Annotated in this window: 12 protein-coding genes and 1 pseudogene; 2 read left to right on the forward strand and 11 right to left on the reverse strand. The window is 30.6% G+C overall.

Features of this window, described 5'->3' with window-relative positions; all coding sequences use genetic code 11:
- Nucleotides 1-325: 325 nt before the first annotated feature.
- The 8 genes and pseudogenes from V5784_RS07490 to rpmE form a co-directional block, all read right to left on the reverse strand.
- The gene (locus V5784_RS07490; protein WP_336888408.1) at nt 326-682 is read right to left on the reverse strand and encodes an ATP-binding protein; all 357 of its coding nucleotides are present in this window, start codon (nt 680-682) and stop codon (nt 326-328) included.
- A gap of 4 nt (nt 683-686) precedes the next feature.
- Nucleotides 687-1,271, reverse strand: coding sequence for an ATP-binding protein (locus V5784_RS07495; protein ID WP_336888409.1), 585 nt, complete (start codon nt 1,269-1,271; stop codon nt 687-689).
- A gap of 31 nt (nt 1,272-1,302) precedes the next feature.
- A complete protein-coding gene (locus V5784_RS07500; protein ID WP_336888418.1) occupies nt 1,303-2,076 on the reverse strand; it encodes an ATP-binding protein in 774 nt (257 codons plus the stop codon).
- A 263-nt stretch (nt 2,077-2,339) separates the two neighbouring features.
- Complete coding sequence (locus tag V5784_RS07505; protein ID WP_336888410.1) at nt 2,340-2,966, reverse strand: CoA pyrophosphatase; 627 nt, start codon at nt 2,964-2,966, stop codon at nt 2,340-2,342.
- 50 nt (nt 2,967-3,016) lie between these two features.
- Nucleotides 3,017-3,331 (reverse strand): annotated as a pseudogene (locus V5784_RS07510) (methyltransferase domain-containing protein); the annotation flags it as partial.
- A 141-nt stretch (nt 3,332-3,472) separates the two neighbouring features.
- Nucleotides 3,473-4,057, reverse strand: a complete 585-nt coding sequence (locus V5784_RS07515; RefSeq protein ID WP_336888411.1) for an NAD(P)H-dependent oxidoreductase — start codon at nt 4,055-4,057, stop codon at nt 3,473-3,475.
- 151 nt (nt 4,058-4,208) lie between these two features.
- Entirely contained in the window at nt 4,209-4,832 is a 624-nt protein-coding gene (upp, locus tag V5784_RS07520) for a uracil phosphoribosyltransferase (RefSeq protein ID WP_336888412.1), read from the reverse strand.
- Nucleotides 4,833-4,908: 76 nt separating this feature from the next.
- A complete protein-coding gene (rpmE, locus tag V5784_RS07525; RefSeq protein ID WP_336888419.1) occupies nt 4,909-5,118 on the reverse strand; it encodes a 50S ribosomal protein L31 in 210 nt (69 codons plus the stop codon).
- A 634-nt stretch (nt 5,119-5,752) separates the two neighbouring features.
- On the opposite strand from rpmE, the gene V5784_RS07530 reads away from it, so the two are divergent.
- Both V5784_RS07530 and V5784_RS07535 read left to right on the forward strand, forming a co-directional pair.
- Nucleotides 5,753-6,535 (forward strand): viroplasmin family protein, encoded by a 783-nt coding sequence (locus tag V5784_RS07530; protein ID WP_336888413.1) that lies wholly within the window; start codon nt 5,753-5,755, stop codon nt 6,533-6,535.
- Nucleotides 6,536-7,222: a TIGR02206 family membrane protein gene (locus tag V5784_RS07535; RefSeq protein WP_336888414.1), complete on the forward strand. Its 687-nt coding sequence runs from the start codon at nt 6,536-6,538 to the stop codon at nt 7,220-7,222.
- A gap of 13 nt (nt 7,223-7,235) precedes the next feature.
- Here the strand turns inward: V5784_RS07535 and V5784_RS07540 are convergent, their stop codons facing one another.
- The 3 genes from V5784_RS07540 to V5784_RS07550 all read right to left on the reverse strand — a co-directional run bounded on the left by V5784_RS07540 (nt 7,236) and on the right by V5784_RS07550 (nt 11,105).
- Nucleotides 7,236-8,141 (reverse strand): YdcF family protein, encoded by a 906-nt coding sequence (locus V5784_RS07540; protein ID WP_336888415.1) that lies wholly within the window; start codon nt 8,139-8,141, stop codon nt 7,236-7,238.
- A gap of 9 nt (nt 8,142-8,150) precedes the next feature.
- Nucleotides 8,151-8,726, reverse strand: a complete 576-nt coding sequence (locus V5784_RS07545; protein ID WP_336888416.1) for an outer membrane beta-barrel protein — start codon at nt 8,724-8,726, stop codon at nt 8,151-8,153.
- A gap of 657 nt (nt 8,727-9,383) precedes the next feature.
- Nucleotides 9,384-11,105: a proline--tRNA ligase gene (locus V5784_RS07550; protein WP_336888417.1), complete on the reverse strand. Its 1,722-nt coding sequence runs from the start codon at nt 11,103-11,105 to the stop codon at nt 9,384-9,386.
- Nucleotides 11,106-11,506: the final 401 nt, after the last annotated feature.

The raw sequence follows: 11,506 nt of genomic DNA on the forward strand, positions 1-11,506 counted from the left end.
AAAATTATGTATACTACAAATATTATAGAAAGTTTGAATAGTAGTTTCAGAAGAACAACAAAGGCAAGAAACATCTTCTCTACAGATCAATCATTGATGAAGTTATTATATTTATCAAGTGAGAATATAACCAAGAAATGGACGCAAAAGTAAGAGGCTGGAAAAGTATTTTAAGAATGCTATCAATAGAATTTGAAGAAAGATTAAAAGGGCATTTATAAAAAAATAGGTAAATGAAAAGGGTACCAATTAAGATACCCTCTATCAGCTAAGAAATGTAATTTACACGTAATTTGGGACAGACCCAAATATTCTCTTTTTTTATTTAGTCTTTCAGCAATGGTTTTATACTATTTAAAATTACACTCCTAATATTTTTACTTTTTTTACTCAACTCTTCAATTATTCCTTTTACCTCTAATCTTTTAGAATCTTTACTTGTCTCGTATTCACATTCAGATTTTAATATCGGTAATTTTATCCTATGAGCGTATTCAATTACAGTACTTTCTTCTATATATGCCATGGGTCTGATAACTTCTACCCCATGTTCCTTTGACATATATCTAGGTTTCATAACCCCCAAATTCCCCTGATAAAAAGTATTAAGTAAAAATGTCTCAATAATATCATCCTTATGGTGTCCCAAGGCTAATTTATTGATATTTTTTTCCTTCATCATCCTACTATAGGATCCCCCTTCTCATACGTCCACACATAAAACAAGGATTTTTCATCTTATCCTCTCCAAATAAGATATCCTCTAAATTAGTTTCTTCTATGATTAGTTCTAGTCCTAAAAACTTGCAATAATCCTCAATTTCACTTGTTGCAATACTTTTTTGCTTAGGATGGATATGGATAGGAATTATCTCAAAGTTTACTCTGGTTATCATCTTTACACGAACTAATATATTTAGAAGGGTAAGGCTGTCCTTACCTCCGGATACTCCTACGGCTATCCTGTCTCCCTCTTCAATCATATTATAGTCACCCATAGCCTTTCCAGCTAGACTCCAAATACTCTTATTAAATCCCTTAGATTCAATATAAGCTAGAATTTCTCTTCCGTCTAACTTTGAAAATATTAATTTTAAACCTGTAAGTTTTTCTATGGACTCGGCTATTTTTATTCTTCTTTTTTCATTCAAAGAAAAATTTATCTCATATTTTTCCACTATATTTTTTATAATCAGTTCATTCTCTATAATTTGAAATATAAAATTTTCATATTTCAAATTATCTAAATCCTCAACCCTTTCTATTTTCATCCTGACTCCTCATCTGTTTTAAGTAATATTTTTACTTATCCTTTTTATTTCCTCTTGTATAGCCCATCACATAATCTAAATTTATGTTCCTCATAGAATTAAATATATTCTGTTTTATATTTGGATTTGTAGTTTCTAAAGTTTCCAATAATTTTTTCAGTTCTGCTCTCTTAGAAACTGTTTTTTTACCCTCTACAGGACATCCACAGCTCATAGGTTTTATCCCATTTCTCTTGGTATAATTAATGATTTCAGATTCTTTTACATATACCAAGGGTCTAATTAGAGATAGTTTTCCACTGCTAGAACTAACCTTAGGTATCATAGTTTTTATCGTTCCTGCATAAAACATATTCATCAGGCTAGTCTCTATTACATCATCAAAATGATGTCCCAAAGCTAATTTATTACAGCCTAACTTCTCTACTTTTTCATACAATACTCCCCTTCTCAACTTTGCACATAAAAAACAAGGGCTTTCTGGATTTGCTTTAAAGGCTACTTCCCATACGTTGGCGTCAAATATCTCACATGGGATCTCTAATTCCTCCAAATTTTTTTCAAATTGGTCTACATCCACTGCATCAAACCCTGGATTCATAGATATGAACTTTAACTCAAAGTTTTTAGTTTTATCTTTGGCTAACTCCTGAAATAACTTACAAAGTAATAGACTGTCCTTACCTCCTGATACTCCTACAGCTATCTTATCGCCGTCTTCAATTAGATTAAAATCCTTTATAGCTTTAACAAATTTTCTCCATATTTGTTTCCGATAGGTTTTTCTTAGGCTATCTGCAGCCATCTTTCCACGACACTCAAATCCATTTAAATCTGTATTTTCTACATCTAATATTTTACAATCTTTATTCAAAACTCTTCCTCCATACATAATTTAACCTCATCCTTTAAATAATGCTCTAAAAATCAGGAAAAATAAAAGCAACAATAGTTGCCTTTTCTCCTCTTACTTAGAAAAAGGTGAGGTTTAATTATTAATTATATTTATTTCTATTATATCACACTCTCTAAAAGTTGACTAGATTAGGAAAGATTTAAAAATAATGATTATATATTTATAATTTCATAAATTATATCTGCTGTGATTCCCCAAATAGCTTCTCCATGATACTCATATATATATACATTTCTATTCCTACCATTCCAAGGTTTGTGATACTTTTCAGGTAGATTATAATATTTGGCTGGAAATTCCACTCTCTTCCCATCTAATTCATAGTAGGGATGCATCTGTACAGTTATTTTTGCGGTCTTAGGAGGATTTTTTCTAAAATAGTCTAGAGGAATTATCAAAATTTTGTCTACTTCCTTTAAATTTATATTTAAATCTTCTATCTTGCATAAGATCTCTCCTACATATACCTCTACCAATATACCAGCAGGGATTATTAGGGTTCCTAGTTTCCCAAGTATCTCTATATTTTCAGGGAGTATCCCCAGCTCTTCTACGGTTTCCCTTATGGCTGTCTCCTCAAAATTTTTATCTGTTTTTTCCCATCCTCCTCCTGGAAAACTCACCTCTCCACCTTGCCTTATGTTTTTCGATCTTTTTTCTAGAATAAAATTAAACTTTCCATCTATCTCTATAAGGCTAGCCAATACTGCACTATTAAAGTTTTTTTCTCTTCCTATTATTCTATCATTTAATTTTTCTCGTATTTTTTTTCTGTCCATCAAAACGCCCTCCATTTATCAAAAAAATCACCCATTTGAGGATGATTTTCTTATTTTTTTTTATATTCTGACACAAATAACCAAGGAGATATTATAGAAAAATTTTGATCTTTAAATCCTTCTACACTAAAGGTTTTATCTAAACTTTTCTTAGAATACATCTTATAATTTCCACTCCTGCTATATGGCAGATATAAATTAATTATCTCTCTAATAACCGGCAGGGTAAATATATCCCCTATTACTACCCTACCATCTAAACTTAAAACTCTTTTTATCTCTTTTAGAGTCAAACCTGGATTTGAATAATGATGAAATGAATTCAAGCATATTATCAGGTCTATACTTCCATTACTATAAGGTAAATAATTGCTATCTCCTCATCTATAATATTGTCTGTACAGGTTATTATTCCTCTAAGATAGAATAAATATTTTATTCTATTTCCTCTTTCAGTTTCTAAAAACTCTATTAAACTCAGCATAAATATAGAGAAAAAATTCCTTTTAAAATTTTCTCGCTAATTTTCTGACTTTTTCTAAGTTTTTTTCAAAATTTTGTTTTGTCTTTTCTGGTGATTTATCTACATTTTCAAGGATAAAACTTTTAAAGTTTTTTATACCTATAAGTCTAAATATATATTTTATATATCTCATATCAAATGTAATCAAAGACAATGGGAATGGATACCCTCCCCCTCTAGATCCCAAATAAAAAGCTTTTTTTCCCCTTACAAGACCTATAGGAATTCCTAATTTATTATATTCAAAAGTAATTCCTTTTACAATGATAAGATCTATATAAGCTTTTAAAATTGCAGGAATTGAAAGGTTCCACATGGGAGAGCTTACTATAAATTTATCGTATTCTATAAATTTATTTGCTGTTTCTACCATGAGTCCCTTTCTTTCAAACAAATCACATAGGATATCATAATTTACATATGGACAACCCTCATCATGGAGGTTTAGTTCTGTTATTTTATCTTCTGGGTTATTTTTTTTATATTCCCCTATAAATGCTTCAGCAATCCTATGGGAAGCTGATTCATTTTTTGGTTTTGGGCTTGCTTTTATATATAATACCTTCATTTTACCCCCCCATTTTTGTTATAGTTACAATGTTAATAATAACACAGAGTCATTAAATTTCACAATGAAAACTATATATAAAAAGGACTCCCCCTAAGGAAAGTCCTCAAAATTATCTTGTTTTCATTTTTCTATTCATTACAAGTTTTTCTTACTTAGTTCCGAATATTCTATCTCCACAATCTCCTAATCCTGGATAGATATATGAATTTTCATCTAATCCTTGATCTATCTTTCCTACGAAGATATCTACATCAGGATGCTTTTCAATTACTTTAGCAATCCCTTCAGGAGCTGCTATGACACACATAAATGTAATATCTTTTACACCTGCTTCTTTAAGGTAATCAATTGAGTAAATTGCTGATCCGCCAGTTGCAAGCATAGGATCTACTAATAAAACTTTCATCTCAGCTATATTTTCTGGTAATTTACAGTAGTAGTATACTGGTTGTAATGTTTCTTCGTCTCTGTATACTCCTATATGTCCTATTTTAGCCGTTGGGATAAATGTTGTAACTCCTTCTACCATACCTAGTCCCGCTCTTAAAATAGGAACTACAGCTACCTTATCAGCTAATGCTTTAGCTGTTGTCTTCATTATAGGAGTTTCTACCTCTACATCCTTTAATTTAAAGTTCTTTGTCGCTTCATAGGTCATAAGTCCTGTTATCTCTGTTAAAGTTTCTCTAAATAATTTTGTTTCTGCATCTTTATTTCTAAGTAAAGTTAATTTATGTTGTACTAATGGGTGGTTAATTTCTATTACTGACATCTTTGTTCCTCCTAAAGATTTGTATATTTTTATTTTTTCCTAAAAAAATAGGACTTTAAAAAAAGTCCTACTTTTACTAATTCTTAAGCTTGTATCTTTTGTTAAACTTATCTACTCTACCAGCAGCATCAACGAATTTCGCCACGCCTGTATAGAATGGATGACACTCAGAACAAACAGCTACATTTAAAGTTTCTTTTGTATATGTTGATCTAGTTTCAAATTTGTTTCCACACGAACACTCAACGTTAATTAAGTGAAAATCAGGATGAATACCTTTCTTCATTCTAGTCACCTTCCTTTATAAAAAATTTTTTATTCACGAGGGTAATTATATCAGAAAAACTACATAAATTCAAGTCTTTTTGTAAATTTAATCTGCTTGACAAATTTTTACTAATTTAAACCATTCAATCTCCAATTATAGTCTAGATTTTTTTTTATCCTCAGAATCATCCCAAGCATCCAAATAATCTGCCATAGCCAGACTTGTCACAATAAAAAATAAAATCAGTATTTTTTTCATCTTTCCACCTCCAAATTTTTACACTTGTTTCTTTCTCTTAATATTTCAATTTTTCTTTTAATTTTATTTTCCCACTAATTTTTCCGTTATCATAATTTTTTCCATAGATTAAAAATTTTTGACTCTGACTAAAATCTGACTTTTTTTGCCACCAATCTACACTAATTTTCTTTGTGTCAATTTGTATAATTCGTGACTAAATATTTTTACCTTTGCTAATCAGTGATAATTGGTGTTCATTGGTGGTTGAGTTTTTTTTCAACTTTTATAATATAATGGTATAATAACTGAAAGTAGAGAATTAAAATCTAAATCTCTTATACAAGAATCATAATAGATAAAATAAAGAATAACAAGAATAAAATCTATATAATATTAAAAGTAGGAGAAAATAATGGCAAAAAATAAATATTATGCATATGTAATTGAAAATATAAACGAAACTGGTATATTGACATCTTGGCCGGAATGCCAAAAGAAAGTCAAAGGAAAAAAAGCTAGATATAAGGGTTTTGTAACCCAATTAGAAGCAGAAAAATGGTTAGGTACGGGTGGAAATTACGAAAAAAAATCAAATAAATTTTATGCCTGCTTCTATACCCACTCAAATACTGGTGTGATCACCAATGATTGGGATGAATGCAAGACCCTCACTCGTGGTGGGAACGTTCGTTACAAGTCATTTAAAAGCCATAAAGAAGCCAAAAGTTGGATAGCAGGTGGAGGCGTCTACGAAACCAAAGAGATGCTCCAGGGAAAATTACCTTCAGGGATATATTTTGATGCTGGAACTGGTCGTGGCATCGGTACCGAGGTTAGAGTAACTGATAAGCATGGAAATTCAATCCTTCATCATTTTGTCCCCCAAGAAAAAATCAATCAATTTGATAATTACTTGACTAAACCCGGGAGTACTAATAATTTTGGTGAACTTTTAGGGTGTTATATTGCACTAAATATAGCTCTAAAAGGTGGAGAAAAAAATATCTATGGAGATAGTAAGTTGGTCATAGAATATTGGTCAAAGGGACGGATAAAAGCAGAAAATTTAAGTACTGACACTGTTGAATTGGCTAAAAAAGTAGTAAAACTTCGAAAGGAGTTTGAAAAATCAGGAGGAAATATTGCTCATGTATCGGGAGATATCAACCCTTCAGATCTAGGATTTCATAGGTAGGTGATTATAATTAAAGAATTTACATTGTTTGGTATAGAACACTTCATCTATATTTTAGGCTATGGCAGCTTAGCTATTTTAGCTCTTTACCTGCCTAAGATATTTAAATTTAATATCGATAAATTTGCCAAATTTTCAGGATATTTTATCTTAATAGAAAAACTTATCGAGTTAATTTACAGGTATATCGTTTTTAATGAGTCGCTTACCAATCTTTTACCATTTAATATGTGTAACTACACCCTGATCTTAGCAGCTATTATGATGATATTTAGATCCAATAAGATCTTTAATCTCGTCTATTTTTGGAGTATAGGAGCTATCTTAGCTATTATGACACCAGATATTAGAATTGCTTTTCCAAATTACTCAAATATTAGTTTTTTTATGACACATTACTATATCTATTTTGCTGTATTTTATGGTTTGAAATACTTTAGATTTACCATTACTTTTAATGCTTTAAAAAAAGCGTATATCTATATCAATGGAATAATGCTAGTGCTGTTTCCACTTAATTTTTTACTGGATACAAACTATATGTTTTTAAAGAAAAAACCCCTCTCAAGCCCCATGGATTTCTTAGGCCCTTGGCCATATTATATAATCTCTTTAGAGGTAGTGATGATAATTTTGTTCACTCTAATGTATCTGCCATTCAGAAAAAAAGCACTGAAAACTCTATAGTCTTCAGTGCTTTTTAAATCTTATAAGTCTCTAGACATACATAATATTTTCTCAAAATATCCCGTCTATTTTTGTAGAGATCCTGGTATAGGAGCATTTGATAGAAAATACTAGTTTCATCTACCTCAAAACTATTCTTTTTCTCCTCCTTCAAATTAACTATATTAAATATCCCATCAGATCTATAGAGTGATTTTATCTCATTTTCAATGATTTTTCTAGTTGTTATATTACTATCAACCTTATTTAGATAGTAATCATGCTCTCTAATCTCAAACGAGATCTTCTTTGGAAAAACTCTACTAAACAAAGAGTGGACTCTGATCACATGAAAAGGGGACGTAACCACAATTATTTTGTCTATCCCATTCAACATATTCATTTTTTTCAAAAGGAGCTTTGAAAAAACAATATTTCCCAAGGTATCCAAGGAATCTTCCTCCAAAATCACAAGTTCTTCATCAACTTTATAATTTTTTTTCAACTTCTCCAGCATCTCTCTAGCCTCGGTCTTTAAAACACCCATTCCTCCTCCAGAAAGTAAAATTTTGGCTTTAGGAAAATTTTCTACCAAATCACCTAAAACCTCTATCCTTTTATCTAAAAACCCCAGTCCATTACTACATCCTAAGCCAATAATCAGGTCAGGATCTTTTATTTCTTTTACCTCTCTATTAGTTTTTAGATATTCTATATAGTAATCAATTATCCTTTCCTTTAGTATTTCTAGCATATTTAAGAGCTCTATAGGGATAGGTGATCCCAGCTTTTTTATCTCCCTTGTCCACCTAATCTCATTAAATATCTCCCTAAATTGTTCATCCAAGATCCTTTCTCTCAATTGATAAAGAAACATATCGTAATCATATATTTTATATAGGTTTGCTATATTATCTATCCTATACCGATAATCTATCATAACAACCTCCTATATATCCAGTCTATATCCTATACCCAATGTTAGCGTAGATAATTCTACTTTACCATCATAATCCCCATCCAATTTATTTCCATTATATTGGTAACTCAGATCAATTATCATATTTTCATACTCTACTCCTCCTCCCAGGGAATAATAGAACCCTGTTTCTGCTGTAACGCCAGTCCTGTCTAAGTCTGATCTAGTATAGGGAATTGACACTCCTAAGTTTAATTTTATATATGGTTTATACCTTCCCACTTCACTGAACCTATATTTGATAGTTGCATAGATAGGTATAGTATCAATTATCCCATAATTTCTTCCTTCTATCTTTATCTCACCCTCCCTTTGATATCCTATCCCTAAACCAGTTATCAAATCTTGGATGGGCTCATGAATCAATTCTACAATAAATTCATATCCTATCCCCTGAGGTTCACTATCATTCTTAAAGTTAACTGTATTAACCTCCTTGTATTTCCCCACTAAATTTCCCCCTATCCTAAATTCTATCTTGTCCGTACCCTCTGCCAGACTTACAATAGAATATATAAAAAACATCAACACATATAATTTTTTCATAATATTTCCTCGCTTTTTTATTTTTTTAAAAATATTTCATATTCTACCACAAATATATTTCTATCCAATTTATTCTACTACAACTCTGATTTTCCTTTAAACAAAAAAATTAGAAAATAATTTGACTTTTCACTTTTTTTAGTGTATTATTGTAATAAGATAGATAGTTGATAGTTTCAAAAAGTTAATTTAATTTTGGTTAATGTCGGTCATTAGGATTATCATTATTAGAAGTTAAAGATTTTTGTTAAAATGTATTTTGAAGATAGCAAGGGTAATAGAATAAGTATGGGATAATTCATGAATTATCCGTACAAAGTAGTAAGTAGTAATATGGCAAACCAACTAGTTGTAAAAAAAAGGAAAAAGATATATTAACAAATAACAGATAACTATTAAGAGTTATTCGTTATGTTTCAAGGTTCAAAAATAAACCTTTTTAGATGATGGTTATTGGTTAAAATTTTAAAATAACAATCAACTGATTGTGAGTTGGATATTATTTTAAAAGTAAAAATCCATTAGAAATTCAAAGGTATTAGAGTGAAAAGTTAGGAATGAAAAAAAATATTGTATTTCTGTTAGTATATTTTAATGTATTTTTTAAACTATCTATCTATGAAAAAAGGAACTCCTTAGAGTTCCTTTTTCATTTATTTAACCTTTAGCAATTATTTTTTGAATAAATGAAACTACTTCTTCTGCTTTTACTTCGAAAGCTTCATTAGTTCTTCTAATCTTAACTTCTACTATTCCATCCTTAGCTCCTCTTCCAACTATTACTTTAATAGGGAATCCGATTAAGTCTGCATCTTTAAATTTAAATCCTGGTCTTTCTTTTCTGTCATCGATTACAGTATCAATATTTTTTTCCATTAATTCTGCATATAATTTCTCTGCTAATCCTAATTGATCTGCATCTTTTATACTTGCAGGAATTACATCTACTAAGTAAGGAGCTATTGACATAGGCCAGATAATTCCATTCTCATCATTATTTTGCTCTATTGCAGCTGCCATAGTCCTAGAAACTCCTATACCATAACATCCCATAGTCATTGCCTTTCTCTTCCCATTCTCGTCTAAAAATGTAGCTCCCATACTTTCAGAATATTTTTTTCCAAGTTTGAATACGTGCCCAACTTCTATTCCTCTAGCGCTCTCTAATTCTCCCTCGCTACATCTAGGGCATCCTTCTCCAGCTTTTACGCTTCTGAGATTTCCTACAATATGAGCTGTATAGTCTCTACCATAGTTTACGTTCATATAATGTGTATCCACTTGGTTCCCACCAGCAGTATGGTTTATAATCTTAGTTACACTCTCATCAGCAACAAGTATCATATCTCCTAATTCAATATTATATGGTCCCATATAACCTTTTTTCAAGTTATAGGCAATTAAATCTGCTTCACTTAACATAACTAGATCAGTTTCATTTAATAAGTTCTTAAGTTTAACCTCGTTTATCTCGTAGTCTCCTCTTTGTAAAACCATATATGCTTTTAATGATACAGTATCCATATATGTTATAGCTTTTACAGTCTTAGAAGCAGGAATTCCAAAGTACTCACAAACATCATCTATTTTAGCAACGTTAGGAGTATCTCTTAATTCTACTTCTGCTAATTCTTCTTTAGTTTCTGTTATTTTTTCTTTAACAACACTCTCTGCTTTCTCAAGGTTAGCTGCGTACCCACAAGTATTGCAGTAGATTATTTCGTCCTCACCAGATTCAGCTAATACATGAAATTCTTGTGATCCGCTTCCTCCGATCGCTCCTGAGTCTGCTTCTACAGATCTGAATTTAAGTCCACATCTTTCAAAAACTCTACTGTAAGCAGCCTTCATATTTTCAAATTCTTCATCTAAAGATTCATCAGTTGCATGAAATGAATAAGCATCTTTCATTAAGAACTCTCTTCCTCTCATAAGACCGAATCTAGGTCTTCTTTCATCTCTAAATTTAGTTTGAATTTGATAAAGACTAAGGGGTAAAGATTTATACGATGATATATCATTTCTAATTATATCTGTGATTACCTCTTCGTGGGTAGGTCCTAATATAAAATCTCTACCATGTCTATCTTGAAGTCTCATCATTTCTGGCCCCATTGCATCCCATCTTCCAGTTTCCTTCCATAATTCTGCTGGTTGTAATACTGGCATAAATATTTCTTGTGAACCTGCTCTATCCATCTCTTCTCTAGTTATTTTTTCTACCTTTTTTAATGCTTTATACCCTAAAGGAAGGTATGTGTAAATTCCACTTGCTAATTTTTTTATCATTCCTGCTCTTAACATCAATTGATGACTTACTACCTCAGCATCTTTTGGTGTTTCTTTTAATGTCTTTGCGTACATTTTACTGAATCTCATATGATCTAATCCTCCTAATATTTTGATAAAAGACTATCTTTTATCCAAAATTTTAATTAATTAATAAATTATTTTATCTTGTAATTTTCTTATCTACCATTATATCAAGTTTGTTTTGGTTTATCAAAATTTTTCTTATTATAAAGTAAATTTGTGAAATTTTTCTATATTTTATAGTGTTTTCTACCTAGTTTAATTTTCAAATATTCAAAACAAGTTCTATCTGTGGATGACAAGAATAAGTTTAGAGTTTTTAACAAAGGCGGTGAGTCTTGTCAAGCACACCACCACATATTTTCAAGGAAAACTTCATTTGCAGTAAAATAATTTAATACTTTTCGCGGTCTATTTCTAATTCTTTCTACAGTTCTTTCTAACTCATCATCTGGTATTTCTGAAAA

This window comes from Psychrilyobacter sp. (genome assembly GCF_037132775.1).
In the GTDB taxonomy this organism is placed as follows: Bacteria; Fusobacteriota; Fusobacteriia; order Fusobacteriales; family Fusobacteriaceae; genus Psychrilyobacter.

Bases quoted from the DNA above. Each gene is read 5' to 3' on its own strand.
- V5784_RS07505 (WP_336888410.1), bottom strand. From the start codon at position 2,966: ATGGACAGAAAAAAAATACGAGAAAAATTAAATGATAGAATAATAGGA.
- rpmE (WP_336888419.1), bottom strand. From the start codon at position 5,118: ATGAAGAAAGGTATTCATCCTGATTTTCACTTAATTAACGTTGAGTGT.
- V5784_RS07540 (WP_336888415.1), bottom strand. From the start codon at position 8,141: ATGATAGATTATCGGTATAGGATAGATAATATAGCAAACCTATATAAA.
- V5784_RS07500 (WP_336888418.1), bottom strand. From the start codon at position 2,076: ATGGCTGCAGATAGCCTAAGAAAAACCTATCGGAAACAAATATGGAGA.
- V5784_RS07495 (WP_336888409.1), bottom strand. From the start codon at position 1,271: ATGAAAATAGAAAGGGTTGAGGATTTAGATAATTTGAAATATGAAAAT.
- V5784_RS07515 (WP_336888411.1), bottom strand. From the start codon at position 4,057: ATGAAGGTATTATATATAAAAGCAAGCCCAAAACCAAAAAATGAATCA.
- V5784_RS07545 (WP_336888416.1), bottom strand. From the start codon at position 8,726: ATGAAAAAATTATATGTGTTGATGTTTTTTATATATTCTATTGTAAGT.
- upp (WP_336888412.1), bottom strand. From the start codon at position 4,832: ATGTCAGTAATAGAAATTAACCACCCATTAGTACAACATAAATTAACT.
- V5784_RS07550 (WP_336888417.1), bottom strand. From the start codon at position 11,105: ATGAGATTCAGTAAAATGTACGCAAAGACATTAAAAGAAACACCAAAA.
- V5784_RS07530 (WP_336888413.1), top strand. From the start codon at position 5,753: ATGGCAAAAAATAAATATTATGCATATGTAATTGAAAATATAAACGAA.
- V5784_RS07490 (WP_336888408.1), bottom strand. From the start codon at position 682: ATGATGAAGGAAAAAAATATCAATAAATTAGCCTTGGGACACCATAAG.